The sequence below is a fragment of the Streptomyces sp. NPDC085460 genome (assembly GCF_044541975.1).
In the GTDB taxonomy this organism is placed as follows: domain Bacteria; phylum Actinomycetota; class Actinomycetes; order Streptomycetales; family Streptomycetaceae; genus Streptomyces.
In genome coordinates this window covers 667,570-682,351 of record NZ_JBITTO010000002.1, presented here as the reverse complement: position 1 = coordinate 682,351, position 14,782 = coordinate 667,570, and the positions used below count along the sequence as shown (strand labels likewise).

The window sequence follows — 14,782 nt, the reverse complement described above, 5'->3', positions numbered from 1 at the left end:
GCGCACCGCAGCGCCGGTGGGAGCGCGCCCCTAAGATCTGCGCATGACAGGATCGGACGGATCGGGCGACATCCAGCACTGGGCGCCGGGGGACCACATCCTCTGGCGCTACCGCGGCAACGGCACCGGCGACGTGCACATCTGCCGGCCGGTGACCGTCGTGCGCGACACCCCCGATCTGCTGGCCGTGTGGATGGCACCCGGCACCGAGTGCGTCCGGCCGGTGCTGGCCGACGGCACCGCCGTCCACGACGAGCCGCTCGCCACCCGCTACACCGCGCCCCGGACCACCGAGCGCGCCCACTGGTCCGGCAGCGGCGTCCTCAAGCTCGCCCGCCCCGGGGAACCCTGGTCGGTCTGGCTGTTCTGGGAGCGCGGCTGGCGCTTCCGCAGCTGGTACGTGAACCTGGAGGAACCGCGCCGCCGCTGGTCCGGCGGCGTCGACTCCGAGGACCACTTCCTCGACATCTCCGTCTACCCCGACCGCAGCTGGCTGTGGCGCGACGAGGACGAGTTCGCCCAGGCCCAGCGGGCCGGGCTGATGAGCACCGACCAGGCCGACCGGGTACGGGCCGCGGGCGCGGCCGCCGTGGAACTCGTCGAGAAGTGGGGCGCCCCCTTCCGCGACGGCTGGGAGGAGTGGCGGCCCGATCCCGCCTGGACCGTTCCCGCCCTTCCGGCCGACTGGGATCGCACTCCGGCGCACACGGCGCCATGAGACCCTTGATGCGCCCCCGGGGTCCAAACGTAGGATCGTCCTCCGCACGGCCGACACCGGGCGGACACGACGTCACCGACCGAACGCAGCACAGCAACTGACCACACGTCACCGCACGTCATCGATGAGGGGGAGAGCAGTGCCGCAGCTGTGCCCGGGTGGCGTGCCCCCCGCCCCCGCCGCCGCCCGCGGAGCGTCCGCGTCCCCCGCGAACACCTCTTCCGAGGGGTTTATCCCCGGCGAAGGCGCGGCATCGGCGAGAAGAGCGAGTGCATCGCACCACCGGCCCGGACGGACGGAATCCCACGCGTGACGGAGCATCCCACCTCCCACGAAGGCCGGCAGCCCCTGGCCGACCGGCCCCAGGAGCAGACGCGACCCCGCCAGGAGGCCGCGCCCGCCGGCCTGCCCTCCGACATCCCCGCGCAGCCCTCGGCCCCGGCGCAGGCACCGGAACCCCCCGCACCGGCGGGAGCGGCGGCACCGCAGACCGCGCCCGCGCCACCGCCGTCCGGACTGTCCGGGCCCTCCGCTCCCGCGGTCGCCGTCTCCGTCTCCCCCGGTACGACCCCGGCCGGGCGCCGCGAGGGCGACCGGCTGCGGTTCGTCGGCGCCGCGACCCGGCGGATCGCCCGCGGCCTCGACCTGGACGAGATCGTGCTCGGCCTGTGCCGCGCCACCGTGCCGGCCTTCTCCGACGAGATCCTGGTCTACCTCCGCGATCCGCTGCCGGTGGGCGACGAGCGGCCGGTGGCCCCCTTCGTGCTGCGCCTGCGCCGCACCGACCGGCTGCGGTTAACTCCGGACCTGGAGGGCGACGAGCTCGTCCTCGTACCCGATCCCGACCCGACCCCGGCCGCCGAGCTGTGCGAAGTGCGCTCCGGCAGCGCCCTCGCCGAGGTGCTCCGCGGGGTCCGGCCGGTCTTCGGCGACTCCGCCGCCGCCCGGACCGCCCTCGGCGAACTCCTCGGCGCCGACCATCCGCTCCCCCGCGGCCTGCGGGCGATACTGGCGCCGCTGCGCGGCCGCCGCCGGGTGATCGGCGCCGCCGTCCTGCTGCGCCGGGCCGAACAGCCCGCCTTCGAGCCGGACGACCTCCTCGTCGCCGCCCAGCTGGCCACCCACACCGCGCTCGGCATCGACAAGGCGGTGCTGTACGGCCGGGAGGCGTACATCGCGGATGAGCTCCAGCGCACCATGCTGCCGGACTCGCTGCCCCAGCCGACCGGCGTCAAGCTCGCCTCCCGCTACCTCCCCGCCGCCGAGACCGCCCGGGTGGGCGGCGACTGGTACGACGCGATCCCGCTGCCCGGCAGCCGGGTCGCCCTCGTCGTCGGCGACGTCATGGGCCACTCCATGACCTCGGCCGCGATCATGGGCCAGCTGCGCACCACCGCGCAGACCCTGGCCGGGCTCGACCTGCCGCCGCAGGAGGTGCTGCACCACCTCGACGAGCAGGCCCAGCGGCTCGGCCAGGACCGGATGGCGACCTGCATGTACGCGGTGTACGACCCGGTCTCGCACCGGATCACGGTCGCCAACGCCGGTCATCCGCCGCCGATACTGCTCCACCTCGACGGCCGCGCCGAGGTGCTGCGCGTGCCCGCGGGCGCCCCGATCGGCGTCGGCGGCGTGGACTTCGAGGCGGTCGAGCTGGACGCCCCCGCGGGCGCGACGCTGCTGCTCTACACGGACGGCCTGGTGGAGTCCCGGCTGCGGGACGTCTGGACCGGGATCGAGCAGCTGCGGGAACGGCTCGCGGCCGCGGCCCAGCTGACCGGGCCCGATCACGCGCCGCCGCTCGAAGCGCTCTGCGACGACGTGCTCGACATGCTGGGTCCTGGCGACCGCGACGACGACATCGCGCTGCTCGCGGCCCGTTTCGACGGGATCGCGCCGAGCGACGTGGCGTACTGGTTCCTCGAACCGGAGGACGCGGCCCCGGGCCGCGCCCGCCGGCTCGCCCGCCGGGCGCTGGCCCGCTGGGACCTGGAGGAACTGACCGACTCGGTCGAGCTGCTGATCAGCGAGGTCGTGACCAACGCGGTGCGGTACGCGGAGCGGCCCGTGACCCTGCGGCTCCTCAAGACCGACGTCCTGCGCTGCGAGGTCGGCGACGACTCCCCGCAGCTGCCCCGGCAGCGGCGGGCGCGCGAGACGGACGAGGGCGGGCGGGGCCTGTTCCTGGTCAACCGGCTGGCGCGGCGGTGGGGGGCGACCCGGTTGTCGGGCGGCAAGGTGGTCTGGTTCGAGCTGGCGACCCGCGTCTGATCCTGTATCCAATATCCGAGATCCAACATCCCGGATATTGGATACAGGATCCAGCATCCCGGATCCGATGCCCTTGGATCCGACATCCTGGATCCAAGATCCGGGATCCGGGATCCGACGGCCGTGGATCCGACATCTTGGATCCAGGATGTTGGATCCAGGATGTTGGATCCAGGATGTTGGATCCGATGTCCGTACGCGACGAAGGCCGGCCCCTCCTGAGGGCCGGCCTTCTTTCACCGCTCGCGGAGCGCGTCAGCCCGGCTGCTGCGTGGAGAGGCTCGGCGTCGTCGCGCCGCCGCTGCCGCCACCGCTTCCGCCGTTGCCTCCGCTGCCGCCGCTGCCGCTGTCACCCCCGCCACCGCTTCCGCCGCTTCCGGCGTCGCCGCCGCCCGGGCGTCCGGTGTCGGGCGGCTGGACCGTGGCCGTGTTGGTGGGCTCGGTGGGCTCCTGGGTCGGCGGGGGCGGGGTGGTGGTGCCCTGGGTGGGGGTCGTCGGGGGCGGGGTCGTCGTACCGGTCGTGGGCGGCGGCGTGGTGGCGGTGGTGGGGGGCGCCTCGGTCGTCGGCTGCTCCGTCGGCTCCTCGGTCGGCTCCTGGGTGGCGGTCGGGCTGCCGGACCAGTCCGGCCGGTCGTAACCGCCGGTGTTCTCCTCGGTCTCCAGGTCGAACGTGGCGTCCGAGCCGCCGTTCAGGGCGCGCTCGGTATAGGCGCCCCAGATCCTGGCGGGGTAGTTGCCGCCGTTGGCGCGGCCGGGCTCGATGGAGTCGGTGAGGGTGACCTGCTTGGCGATCTTGCCGGAGGTGTCCTCGCCGAACAGGGCGACGGCGGTGACCAGTTCGGGCGTGTAGCCGACGAACCAGGCGGACCGGTTGTTCTCGGAGGTACCGGTCTTGCCGGCGGCGTCGTAGTCGCCGGCGGCGCGGAAGCCGGAGCCGTTGCGGACCACACCGGCCATGGCCTGGGTGACGGTGTCGGCGGCCTTGCGGCTGATGACCTGCTCGCCGGTCTGCTTGACGGGGTCCACCCGGCGGTCGTGGTGCTGGGCGTTCTTGACCAGCGCGGGGGTGACCTTCTTGCCGTGGTTGTCCAGGGTGGCGTACACGCCGGCCATGTCGAGGGTGGAGGCTCCCATGGTGCCGAGCGACATGGCGGGGGTCTCGCCGAAGTCCTGGCCGTCCTTCATGCCGAGGGCGAGGGCGGTCTTCTTGGTCTCCTCGATGCCGACGTCGACGATCATCTGGGCGTAGACCGAGTTGATCGACTTGTCGGTGGCGCGCTGGACGCTGACGGGGCCGTGCGAGACGTCGCCCTGGTTCTCGGGGGCGAAGGGGATCGGGCTGCCGACGACCTTCCTCTGGCTGGTGCCGTCGTAGACCGTGTTCAGGCCGATCTCGCGCCCGTCCTGGGTCTCGGCGCCGTTGTCGAGGGCGGTGGCGAGGACGATCGGCTTGAAGGTGGAGGCGGGCTGGAAGTCGCGCCGGGTGGCGTTGGACATCCAGTGCTCGGTGGCGCCGACGCCGCCGTACATCGCGACGACCCCGCCGGTCTTCGGGTCGACGGAGGTGGCGCCGGCCTGCACGGTGGCGGCCTTCTTGTCGCCCTTGCGGTCGATCTTGGCTTCGAGCTGCTTGTCGACGGCGGCGACGAGGTCCTTCTGCTTCTGCTCGTCGATGTTGAGGGTGATGGTCCAGCCGCCGGCCTTGATGTCCTCCTCGCTGACGCCCTGGCGCATCAGCTCCTGGTTCGCCGCCTCGACGATGTAGCCGGTCTGGCCTTCCATGCCGGGGAGCGGCTTGGGCTCGCGCGGGACGGGGAACTTCAGGCCGGCGCGCTCGGCGGCGGGGAGCCAGCCCATCTCGACCATGTTGTCGAGGACGTAGTTCCAGCGCTCCTCGACGAGCTTGCGGCCGGTGGCGCTGGCCGAGGTCCAGTCGTACTGGTTCGGGGCCTGGAGCAGCGAGGCGAGGTAGGCGCCCTGGGCGGTGGTGAGCTTGGAGGCGTCGGTGCCGTAGTAGGCGCGGGCGGCGGCCTGGATGCCGTACGAGGAGCGACCGTAGTAGCTGGTGTTGATGTAGCCGGCGAGGATCTCGCTCTTCTCCATCTCCTGGTCGACCTTGACGGCGATGACCATCTCCTTGAGCTTGCGGGTCGCCGTCTGGTCCTGGCTCAGGTAGAAGTTCTTGACGTACTGCTGGGTGATCGTGGATCCGCCCTGCTTGCCCTGGCCGGTGAGGGTGCTCCAGGCGGCGCGGGTGGTGCCCTTGATGTCGACGCCGTTGTCCTTGTAGAAGGTCTTGTTCTCGGCGGCGACGAAAGCCTGCTGGACGGGGAGCGGGATCTTGTCCAGGCCGACGATCTCGCGGTTGATCTCGCCGGTGCGGGCGAGGATCGTGCCGTTGGAGTACTTGTAGATGTTGCTCTGCATGGTCGCCTCGGCGTTGGCCGTGGGCACGGGGACCAGCAGGTAGACCGTGTAGAGGCCGCCGACACCGATCAGGCAGAGCAGGAGGAAGGTGCCCAGCATCTTCTTCCAGGTGAAGAGGCGGCGTATGCCCCGTTTCTTCGCCTTCTTGTCCGGTCGGCCCATGTGTCGCGTCGCTCCGCTCGTCGTGTGTCCCGTCGCCCCTGGCCCGGCGCGCCGCCGGATCAGCTCAGCAAGCTAACACCGACAGTGCGGACATAGGGCAACCGATCACGCCTTTTCAGGACGTGAGAATCAGCACCCACCCCCAGGGGAACCGACGCCCGGGAGGAGGTGATGGTTGCGTGAAGGATCGGTTCCGTTTTCGTACGCGCCCCCCGCCGCCTTCGCCCCGCGCCCCCCGCCGCCTCCGCCGCGCGCCCCTCGCCGTCCTCGCCGCACGCCCCCCGCCGCCCTCACCCCACGCGGCCTCCGCCTCCACCCCGCCCGGCCTCCACCCCCACCCCACCCGGCTATACAACGTGCGTATACACGCCGTGTACAGTGACGCCATGTCCATCGGTCACACCCTTCTCGGACTCCTCGAAACGGGCCCGCGCCACGGCTACGACCTCAAGCGCGCCTTCGACGAGCGGTTCGGCCACGACCGGCCGCTCCACTACGGCCAGGTCTACTCGACGATGTCCCGCCTCCTGAAGAACGGCCTCGTCGTCGTCGACGGCGTCGAACCCGGCGGCGGCCCCGAGCGCAAGCGGTACGCGATCACCGACGCCGGCATCACCGACGTCGCCGAGTGGCTCGCGACCCCCGAGAAGCCGGAGCCGTACCTCCAGTCCACGCTCTACACCAAGGTCGTCCTCGCCCTGCTGACCGGCCGCGGGGCCGCCGAACTGCTCGACACCCAGCGGGCCGAGCACCTGCGCCTGATGCGCGAGCTCACCCGCCGCAAGAGGGACGGCGACCTCGCCGACCAGCTCATCTGCGACCACGCCCTCTTCCACCTGGAGGCGGACCTGCGCTGGCTGGAGCTGACCGCCGCCCGCCTCGACCGGCTCGCCGAGGAGGTCCGCCGATGACCGGCTCCCCGCTCCTGCGCGCCACCGGGCTCTCCAAGGCGTACGGCCCCACCCCGGCGCTCTCCGGGGCGGACTTCGCCCTGCGTGCCGGGGAGGTCGTCGCCGTCATGGGCCCCTCCGGCTCCGGCAAGTCCACCCTGCTGCACTGCCTCGCCGGCATCGTCCGCCCCGACGCGGGCACCCTCACCTACGACGGGCGCGACCTCACCGCCCTCTCCGACAGCGCGCGCAGCGCCCTGCGCCGTACCGACTTCGGCTTCGTCTTCCAGTTCGGCCAGCTCGTCCCCGAGCTGACCTGCGCGGAGAACGTGGCGCTGCCGCTCCGGCTGAACGGCGAGAAGCGGAAGGCCGCCGAGGCGGGGGCCGTCGAATGGCTCGCCCGCCTGGAGGTCGACGACACCGCGGGCAAGCGCCCCGGCGAGATATCCGGAGGCCAGGGCCAGCGGGTCGCCGTCGCCCGCGCCCTCGTCACCGCCCCGCGCGTGATCTTCGCCGACGAACCGACCGGCGCCCTGGACTCCCTCAACGGCGAGCGGGTCATGCGGCTGCTCACCGAAGCGTCCCGGGACACTGGCGCCGCCGTCGTCCTCGTCACCCACGAGGCCCGCGTCGCCGCCTGGTCCGACCGCGAGGTCGTCGTCCGCGACGGCTCGGTCCGGGACACGGAGTGGGCCGCGTGAGCCCGGCCGGCTGGGCCCGCGACCTGACCCTCGGCGCCCGCTTCGCCGTCACCGGCGGCCGCTCCGGACTGCTCCGTACGCTGCTCACCGCGGCCGGCGTCGGCCTCGGCGTCGCCCTGCTCCTGCTCGCCTCCTCGCTGCCGAGCATGCTCTTCCAGCGCGAGGTGCGGGAGGCGGCCCGCGCCCCCGACGCGTCCCACGAGGTCACCAGCCCCCGCCCGGACACGTTCCTCCACTACACCCAGCACAGCTCCTTCCGGAGCGCCGGCCTCACCGGGCTGCTGCTGAATCCGGAGGGCCCGAAGGCCCCGGTGCCGCCCGGCACCGCGGGCGTGCCCGCCGAGGGCGAGATGCTGGTCTCCCCCGCCCTCGCCGAGCTGCTCGGCTCCCCCGACGGCGCCCTCCTCAGGGAACGGCTCCCCTACAAGGCCGTGGGCACGATCGGCGAGGCCGGGCTCATCGGCCCGAACGAACTGCGGTACGTCGCCCACGCCGGCTTCCTCACCACCGAGAACTACGACGGGCGCGCCGAGCGCTACGGCTGGTCGGTGCCCGAGGAGCCGATGAACGCCTTCCTGCTGCTCCTCGTCGTCATCGCGTACGTGGTGCTGCTGCTGCCGGTCCTGGTCTTCATCGCGACCGCGGCCCGCTTCGGCGGCGAGCAGCGCGACCGCCGGCTCGCCGCGCTCCGGCTCGTCGGCGCGGACAACGCCACCACGCGGCGGATCGCGGCCGGCGAATCGCTGGCCGGGGCGCTGCTCGGACTGGTCGTCGGCGCCGGACTCTTCCTGGTCGCCCGGCAGTTCGCCGGCGCCTTCGAGATCTGGGACGTCAACGCCTTCCCGTCCGACGTGGTCCCGCACACGGCGCTCGCCCTGCTGGTCCTCGCCGTGGTGCCGGTGGCCTCCGTCGTGGTCACCCTCGCCGCCCTGCGCGGGGTGGCGATCGAACCGCTGGGCGTGGTGCGCACGGCCACCCCGCGCCGCCGCCGGCTCTGGTGGCGGCTGCTGATCCTCGCCGCCGGGGCCGCGCTGCTCGCCCCGACGATCGGCGGCATCCGGATGGACGACACGGCCATCGACACCGTCACCATCGGCGGCGGTACCGTCCTCGTGCTCATCGGCCTCACCGGTGTGCTGCCGTGGCTCGTCGAGGCGGCGGTGAAGCGGATGAGCGGCGGGCCGGTGTCCTGGCAGCTCGCCGTCCGGCGGCTCCAGCTCTCCAGCGGCACCGCCGCCCGCGCGGTCAGCGGAATCGTCGTGGCGGCGGCCGGGGCGATCGCCCTCCAGATGCTCTTCCAGGCGATGGAGCACGATTTCACCTCCTCCACCGGCCACGACACCACCCGCGCCCAGCTGGAGACCACGCTGGACGCCCGGACCGGCGACGAGGCGCGGCGGACCATCGACCGGCTCGCCGCCGTCGACGGCGTCACCGGCACGATCGGCACGACCACCTCGCACGTCTTCCGGCCCGGCCCGCTGAAGCCCGGCGAGGACTTCGCGCCGATCACCCCGCTCGCCGTCGGCGACTGCGCCTCGCTGCGCGAGTTCGCCACGCTGCCCTCCTGCGAGGACGGCGACGCGTTCGTGGTGATGCCGCCGAAGGGCGCCACCGACGCCCCCGACGCCGACTGGATCCGGAAGACCGCCCGCGCCGGCGCGCAGGTGGCGCTCCGCGACCCCGGCGAGCACAAGGGCACCGTGCCGCTGTGGCGGGTCCCCGCCGACGCCCCGACCGTGGCCGCCCGCCGCGACCCGGCCGGCATGCACTTCTACGGTCTGCTCACCACCCCGGGGGCGATCGACGCGGCCCGCCTCGACGACCCGCAGGCCGAGGTGATGGTCCGGTTCGACCCGGCCGTCCCCGACGCCCCGGAGCTGGTACGGAACGCGGCCCTGGCGATCGACCCGACCGCCACCGTCCGCGGGCTGAGCGACACCGAGCAGAGCTCCCGCTTCGTCAGCGTCCGCACCGGCATCCTCGTCGGCTCGACGCTCACCATGCTGCTGGTGGCGGCCTCGCTGCTGGTGGCGACCCTGGAGCAGCTGCGCGACCGCAAGCGGCTGCTGTCCGCCCTGGTCGCCTTCGGCACCCGCCGCACCACCCTGAGCTGGTCGGTGCTGTGGCAGACGGCGGTGCCGATCGCCGTCGGCCTGGCCCTCGCGGTGGCGGGCGGCCTGGGTCTCGGCTCGGTCCTGCTGGCGATGACGGACCAGCCGGTGCGGGACTGGTGGGTCTTCCTGCCGGTCGTCGGCGTCGGCGCGGCCCTGATCGCCGCGGTGACCCTGCTCAGCCTGCCGCTGCTCTGGCGGCTGATGCGCGCGGACGGGCTGCGCACCGAATAACCCGCCGGGCGGATGTACGAGACGGAGGGCGCGGGCGGCCCCGGGGGTCAGGTCCCGGCGAGCACCCGCACCGGAAGCGACTCCAGCTCTTCGCGCAGCGCCCCGGCGAGCTCCTCGAACTCGTCCTGCCGGGCGGCCCCGGACCGCATCGCGAGGGCCACCCGGCGGGTGGGCGCGGGGGCGGCGAAGAGGCCCGTGCACAGGGCGGGGTTGCGGGCGGTCTCGACGGTGACGGCGGTGCGGGGCAGCAGGGTCACCCCGAGGCCGCCGGCGACCAGCTGGACCAGGGTCGAGAGACCCGCGGCGGTGGTGGTGACCTCGGCGCCGTCCTCGCGGCCGGCCTCCCGGCAGACGTCGAGGGCCTGGTCGCGCAGGCAGTGCCCCTCGTCGAGCAGGAGCAGCCGGAGCTCCTTGAGGGTCTCGCGGGGGATGTCCTCCCGCCCGGCGAGCGGGTGCCCCTCCGAGGTGACCAGCACGAAGTCCTCGTCGAAGAGCGGGAGCTCGGTGACGCCGGGCGCCCCCAGCGGCACGGCCAGGAGCAGCAGGTCGAGGCGGCCCGCGGCGAGGCCCTCCAGGAGGGAGGACGTCTGCTCCTCGTGCACCTGGAGGTCGAGCTCCGGGTAGCGGCGGTGGGTCAGGCGCAGCACGGCCGGCAGCAGATAGGGGGCGACGGTCGGGATGACGCCGAGCCGGAGGACCCCCGTGAAGGGGGCGCGGGCGCCCTCGGCCTCCTCCATCAGCGCGGCGACGGCGTCGAGGACCGCGCGGGCGCGGGCCGCGAGCCGTTCGCCGGCGGGCGAGAGGAGCACCTTGCGGGTGGTCCGCTCCAGGAGCTGGACACCGAGTGCCTCTTCGAGTGCCGAAACCGCGCCCGAGAGCGCGGGCTGGCTCATGCCGATGGCGGCCGCCGCGTCCCGGAAGTGCAGGTGCTCGGCGACCGCCGCGAAGGCCCTGAGCTGGGAGAGGCTGGGCTGTTTGGCCCGCTGGGAGGAGTGCTGGGGGACGTACGGGGATGCCACTGATAACCACCTTCGATCAACACGACCCACTCTAGCTATTTCACTGATCAATGCACTGCGTGCCATGCTGTGATCCGTCCAACCCCTCATGGAAGCCCCCAAAAGGGTCCCTTCCAGACTGCAAGGAGAGCGCGTGCTCACTGTCGGTGACCAGTTCCCCACCTACGACCTGACCGCCTGCGTGTCGCTGGAGAGCGGCAAGGAGTTCGCGCAGATCGACCACAAGTCCTACGAGGGCAAGTGGCGCGTGGTGTTCTTCTGGCCGAAGGACTTCACCTTCGTCTGCCCGACCGAGATCGCCGCCTTCGGCAAGCTGAACGACGAGTTCGCCGACCGCGACGCCCAGATCCTCGGCGTCTCCGGTGACTCCGAGTTCGTCCACCACGCCTGGCGCAAGGACCACGCCGACCTGCGTGACCTGCCCTTCCCGATGCTCGCCGACTCGAAGCACGAGCTCATGAGCGACTGCGGCGTGCGCGGCGAGGACGGCTTCGCCCAGCGTGCCGTCTTCATCGTGGACCCGAACAACGAGATCCAGTTCACCATGGTGACCGCCGGTTCCGTGGGCCGTAACCCCAAGGAGGTCCTGCGGGTCCTCGACGCCCTGCAGACCGACGAGCTCTGCCCGTGCAACTGGAACAAGGGCGAGGACACCCTGGACGCCGGCAAGCTCCTGGCCGGTGAGTGAGCATGGCCCTCGATGAGCTCAAGTCCGCCGTACCGGACTTCGCCAAGGACCTGAAACTGAACCTCGGCTCGGTCATCGGCAACAGCGAGCTCCCGCAGCAGCAGCTGTGGGGCACCGTGCTGGCCTGCGCGATCGCCTCGCGCTCGCCGAAGGTGCTGAGGGAGCTGGAGCCCGAGGCGCAGGCGAACCTGAAGCCCGAGGCGTACCAGGCCGCCAAGTCCGCCGCCGCGATCATGGCGATGAACAACGTCTTCTACCGGACCCGGCACCTGCTGTCGGACCCCGAGTACGGGACGATGCGGGCCGGTCTGCGGATGAACGTCATCGGCAACCCGGGCGTCGAGAAGGTCGACTTCGAGCTCTGGTCGCTCGCCGTCTCCGCGATCAACGGCTGCGGCCAGTGCCTGGACTCGCACGAGCAGGTCCTGCGCAAGGCCGGCGTCGACCGCGAGACGATCCAGGAGGCGTTCAAGATCGCCGCGGTGATCCAGGCGGTCGCCGTCACCCTGGACGCGGAGGCCGTCCTCGCCGAGTAGCCGGCGGAGGCGTACGAAGGGAAGGGCCCCGGAGCGGATCACCGCTCCGGGGCCCTTCTCCGTGCTCCCGCTACTTCTTGAGCTCCGCGAGCAGCGCGAGGACGTCCTGGGTCAGGGGGACGTCGATGCCGGAGAGGTCGGGGGCGCCGTCGAGGGGCTCGCCGTTCTCGTCCGCGTAGTAGTTGCGGTGGACCTCGATCTGCACGACCGCCTGCCCGTCGAGCACCCACAGCGAGCCGCCGTCCTCGCCGCGGTCGCCGAAGAACGCCTGCTCGCCGACGCCGGCGACCGGCAGGATGAGCTCGCGGTACTTCGCGTGCGCGGCGAACTCGACGCCGGGGTCGGTCTCCTTGTGCAGGGTGTACGTGACGCTGGCGCTCTGCTCGCGCTCGCCCTCGCCGAAGTTGACGTGGCAGGAGCTCTCGCTCAGGGCGGGCTCGTCGAGGAACGGGCCGGGGCCCGACATCGCCCGCTCGCCGAGGACCATGGCGAGGCCCTTCAGCTCGGCCTTCTCGCACAGCTCCTCGACCGGCTTGTACCCGCCCAGGTCCACCCCCTCGTCCCGCTGCCCGAGGCCGTACGCGTACAGCCCCGCGCCCCACAGGGCGGAGGCGACCAGCGCGCCGCCGAGCGCCCACGCCCAGGAGGGCCCGCGACCCCGCGGCGGGCGCGGCTCCCGGTCCTCCGTCAGCACCTCGGCCGTCTCGAAGGGGGCGCCGCCCACCAGCTCGGGTTCGGATATCACGCCTTGCCCTTCCGTTCCCGCGATCCGGGCGCCGGGGTGGGCGCCACCTCGTAGGCGGTCGCGCCGCGCGGCTCGGGGGAGGTGAGCAGCGCCGGTTCCTGGCTCCACGCCTTCAGGTAGCCGACCACGGTGTTGGTGACCGCGACGAGCGGGACGGCGACGACGGCGCCGCCGATGCCGGCGGTCAGACCGCCCGCGGCGACCGCGAGGACCACCGCGAGCGGGTGGACGCGGACGGCCCGGCCGAGGATGAACGGCTGGAGGACGTGGCCCTCGATCTGCTGCACGGCGAGGACCACCACGAGCACCATCAGCGCGGTGAACACGCCGTTGGTGACGAGGGCGACCAGGACCGCGAGGGCGCCGGAGATGACGGCGCCGACGAGCGGGATGAAGGCGAAGAGGAAGATGAAGACGGCGAGCGGGACCGCCATCGGCACGTCGAGGAAGTAGAGCCCGAGGCCGATGAAGACGGCGTCGATGAGGGCGACCAGGACGGTGCCGCGCACATAGGCGGTGAGGGTGCGCCAGGCGCGCGGTCCGGCGCCGGCGACGCCGGGCCGGGCCTGTGCCGGGACGAGCTTGAGCGTCCACTCCCAGACCTTCTTCCCGTCGTAGAGCAGGAAGAGGGTGGAGAACATGGCGAGCAGGATGCCGGTCATGGTCTCGACGACGACGGTCACGCCCTGGAGGCCGAAGGAGGTGATCTGTTCGGCGTTGGCACCGATGGTGTCGCTGAGGTTCTTGGCGATGTCGTTGATCTGGCGCTCGGTCACGTGGAAGGGGCTGTCCAGGAGCCAGCGCTTGAGCTCCTCGATGCCGTCCCTGACCCGGTCGGTGAGGGTGTCGACGTTGTCCATCACCTGCCAGACCACGAACCAGCCGACCAGGCCCATCACGACGAAGCCGGAGATGGCGGTGATGGCGGTGGCGAGCCCGCGCGGCACGCCCATGGTCCGCAGCCGGGCGACGGTCGGCTGGAGCAGCGCGGTGACGAGGAGCGCGGCGACGAAGGCGAGGACGACGAGCTGGACGGAGCTGATGACCCGCATCAGGACCCAGACCGTGCCGGCGAGGACGAGCAGCCGCCAGCCGGCCTCGCCGGCGACGCGCAGGCCCCACGGGATGGCGGAGACCGGGTCGGGCCGGGCGGGGACGGCGGGGGCGTAGGCCGGGGGCGCGGGGACGACGGCACGCTCTTCCGCGTGGGTCTCCGTGACGGTGGTCTCCCCGGCCGGCTCGGCGGCCCGCTCGGGGGCGGGTGCCGCCGGCGGGCGTTCCTCCCGCGGTCCGGCCCCCTCGGCGCCGTCGGCCTCGTGGCGCCGGGCGTCCAGCTCGGTACCGATGCGGCTGATGCCCTCGCCGAGCCGGCTCAGCCATCCTGGCAGTCTCGACATCTCGTTCCTCTTCCCCCCGTCCGGTCCCTGGCAACCTACACGCAGGAAGCCCCGCACCGTAGGACGGTGCGGGGCTTCCCGAGGTTGAGCACGCGCCGGTCTAGTACCAGCGGTTGGCCTGCCAGAACGACCAGGCGCCGCAGGGGCTGCCGTAGCGGCCGTCCATGTAGCTGAGGCCCCACTTGATCTGGGTGGCGGGGTTGGTCTGCCAGTCGGCGCCGGCCGAGGACATCTTGGTGCCCGGCAGCGCCTGGACGAGTCCGTAGGCGCCGGAGGACGGGTTCTGCGCCCGGTAGTTCCAGCCGGACTCGTGGTCCACGATGTTGCTGAAGCACTGGAACTGCGAGGCCGGGATCATCTGGCGGGCGATCGCCTTGACCTCGGAGATGGAGTACGAGCCCTGGGCGGAGAAGCTCGACGCGTCGCGGACGCTGTCGCGGCTGGCGCGCTCGGCCGCCTCCTTCTCCCGGGCCTCGCGCTCCGCGCGCTCCTCGGCTTCCTTCTTCTCCTGCTCGGCCTTCTCGTCCGCGGCCTTCTTCTTGGCCTCGGCGTCCTTGGCGGCCTTGAAGCGGGCGGCCTCCTCGGCGTCCTTGCGGGCGGTGGCGTCCGCGGCGGCGGCCTGGACGTCGGCCTGCTCCGCGAGGGAGGCGACCTGTACCTGGGCCTGCGCGCCGGCGGGGATGTCCGCGAGCAGCGTGCTGTCGGCCGCGGCGGCCTCGAAGTTGTCGTCAGAGGTGGCCTGGGCGGCGTTGCCCGTGGCAACTCCGACGACGGCGCCGACGGTGGTGACCGCAGTGGCAGACGCCACCGCGAATCCCCGGACCGAGATCCGGCTCACACGGTTTCCTTCCAGCATCCCCCGCAGCGGTGACCACGCGGG

Annotated in this window: 12 protein-coding genes; 7 read left to right on the top strand and 5 right to left on the bottom strand. The window is 72.6% G+C overall.

What is annotated here, in order from left to right:
• The first annotated feature begins 43 nt into the window (after positions 1–43).
• Positions 44–718 (top strand): DUF402 domain-containing protein, encoded by a 675-nt coding sequence (locus ACIGHB_RS07350; RefSeq protein WP_360318031.1) that lies wholly within the window; start codon positions 44–46, stop codon positions 716–718.
• 309 nt (positions 719–1,027) lie between these two features.
• A complete protein-coding gene (locus ACIGHB_RS07345) occupies positions 1,028–2,989 on the top strand; it encodes a SpoIIE family protein phosphatase (RefSeq protein ID WP_399910295.1) in 1,962 nt (653 codons plus the stop codon).
• 255 nt (positions 2,990–3,244) lie between these two features.
• On the opposite strand, the gene ACIGHB_RS07340 is transcribed toward ACIGHB_RS07345, so the two are convergent.
• A complete protein-coding gene (locus ACIGHB_RS07340; RefSeq protein ID WP_399910292.1) occupies positions 3,245–5,578 on the bottom strand; it encodes a transglycosylase domain-containing protein in 2,334 nt (777 codons plus the stop codon).
• A gap of 386 nt (positions 5,579–5,964) precedes the next feature.
• On the opposite strand from ACIGHB_RS07340, the gene ACIGHB_RS07335 reads away from it, so the two are divergent.
• From ACIGHB_RS07335 to ACIGHB_RS07325, 3 genes are read left to right on the top strand one after another with little or no spacing between them, the layout of a single operon-like run.
• Positions 5,965–6,489, top strand: coding sequence for a PadR family transcriptional regulator (locus ACIGHB_RS07335; protein ID WP_360318025.1), 525 nt, complete (start codon positions 5,965–5,967; stop codon positions 6,487–6,489).
• Positions 6,486–7,169 (top strand): ABC transporter ATP-binding protein, encoded by a 684-nt coding sequence (locus ACIGHB_RS07330; RefSeq protein ID WP_399910288.1) that lies wholly within the window; start codon positions 6,486–6,488, stop codon positions 7,167–7,169. Before ACIGHB_RS07335 ends, ACIGHB_RS07330 begins: the two co-directional genes overlap by 4 nt.
• Entirely contained in the window at positions 7,157–9,517 is a 2,361-nt protein-coding gene (locus ACIGHB_RS07325) for an ABC transporter permease (protein ID WP_399910285.1), read from the top strand. The genes ACIGHB_RS07330 and ACIGHB_RS07325 overlap by 13 nt, the downstream gene beginning before the upstream one ends.
• A gap of 47 nt (positions 9,518–9,564) precedes the next feature.
• Here the strand turns inward: ACIGHB_RS07325 and ACIGHB_RS07320 are convergent, their stop codons facing one another.
• Complete coding sequence (locus ACIGHB_RS07320; RefSeq protein ID WP_399910282.1) at positions 9,565–10,536, bottom strand: LysR substrate-binding domain-containing protein; 972 nt, start codon at positions 10,534–10,536, stop codon at positions 9,565–9,567.
• 133 nt (positions 10,537–10,669) lie between these two features.
• Here ACIGHB_RS07320 and ACIGHB_RS07315 point away from each other — a divergent pair, with 133 nt between their 5' ends.
• Both ACIGHB_RS07315 and ACIGHB_RS07310 read left to right on the top strand, forming a co-directional pair.
• Positions 10,670–11,224 (top strand): peroxiredoxin, encoded by a 555-nt coding sequence (locus ACIGHB_RS07315; RefSeq protein ID WP_360318015.1) that lies wholly within the window; start codon positions 10,670–10,672, stop codon positions 11,222–11,224.
• 2 nt (positions 11,225–11,226) lie between these two features.
• The gene (locus ACIGHB_RS07310) at positions 11,227–11,760 is read left to right on the top strand and encodes an alkyl hydroperoxide reductase (RefSeq protein WP_399910278.1); all 534 of its coding nucleotides are present in this window, start codon (positions 11,227–11,229) and stop codon (positions 11,758–11,760) included.
• A 70-nt stretch (positions 11,761–11,830) separates the two neighbouring features.
• Here ACIGHB_RS07310 and ACIGHB_RS07305 read toward each other — a convergent pair whose 3' ends face one another.
• The 3 genes from ACIGHB_RS07305 to ACIGHB_RS07295 all read right to left on the bottom strand — a co-directional run bounded on the left by ACIGHB_RS07305 (position 11,831) and on the right by ACIGHB_RS07295 (position 14,758).
• Complete coding sequence (locus ACIGHB_RS07305; protein ID WP_399910275.1) at positions 11,831–12,505, bottom strand: hypothetical protein; 675 nt, start codon at positions 12,503–12,505, stop codon at positions 11,831–11,833.
• The gene (locus ACIGHB_RS07300) at positions 12,502–13,902 is read right to left on the bottom strand and encodes an AI-2E family transporter (RefSeq protein ID WP_399910272.1); all 1,401 of its coding nucleotides are present in this window, start codon (positions 13,900–13,902) and stop codon (positions 12,502–12,504) included. Before ACIGHB_RS07300 ends, ACIGHB_RS07305 begins: the two co-directional genes overlap by 4 nt.
• Positions 13,903–14,002: 100 nt before the next feature.
• Positions 14,003–14,758, bottom strand: a complete 756-nt coding sequence (locus ACIGHB_RS07295; protein ID WP_360318006.1) for a transglycosylase SLT domain-containing protein — start codon at positions 14,756–14,758, stop codon at positions 14,003–14,005.
• Between the last annotated feature and the right edge of the window lie 24 nt (positions 14,759–14,782).

Bases quoted from the DNA above. Each gene is read 5' to 3' on its own strand.
- ACIGHB_RS07335 (WP_360318025.1), top strand. From the start codon at position 5,965: ATGTCCATCGGTCACACCCTTCTCGGACTCCTCGAAACGGGCCCGCGC.
- ACIGHB_RS07350 (WP_360318031.1), top strand. From the start codon at position 44: ATGACAGGATCGGACGGATCGGGCGACATCCAGCACTGGGCGCCGGGG.
- ACIGHB_RS07295 (WP_360318006.1), bottom strand. From the start codon at position 14,758: ATGCTGGAAGGAAACCGTGTGAGCCGGATCTCGGTCCGGGGATTCGCG.
- ACIGHB_RS07330 (WP_399910288.1), top strand. From the start codon at position 6,486: ATGACCGGCTCCCCGCTCCTGCGCGCCACCGGGCTCTCCAAGGCGTAC.
- ACIGHB_RS07300 (WP_399910272.1), bottom strand. From the start codon at position 13,902: ATGTCGAGACTGCCAGGATGGCTGAGCCGGCTCGGCGAGGGCATCAGC.
- ACIGHB_RS07310 (WP_399910278.1), top strand. From the start codon at position 11,227: ATGGCCCTCGATGAGCTCAAGTCCGCCGTACCGGACTTCGCCAAGGAC.
- ACIGHB_RS07340 (WP_399910292.1), bottom strand. From the start codon at position 5,578: ATGGGCCGACCGGACAAGAAGGCGAAGAAACGGGGCATACGCCGCCTC.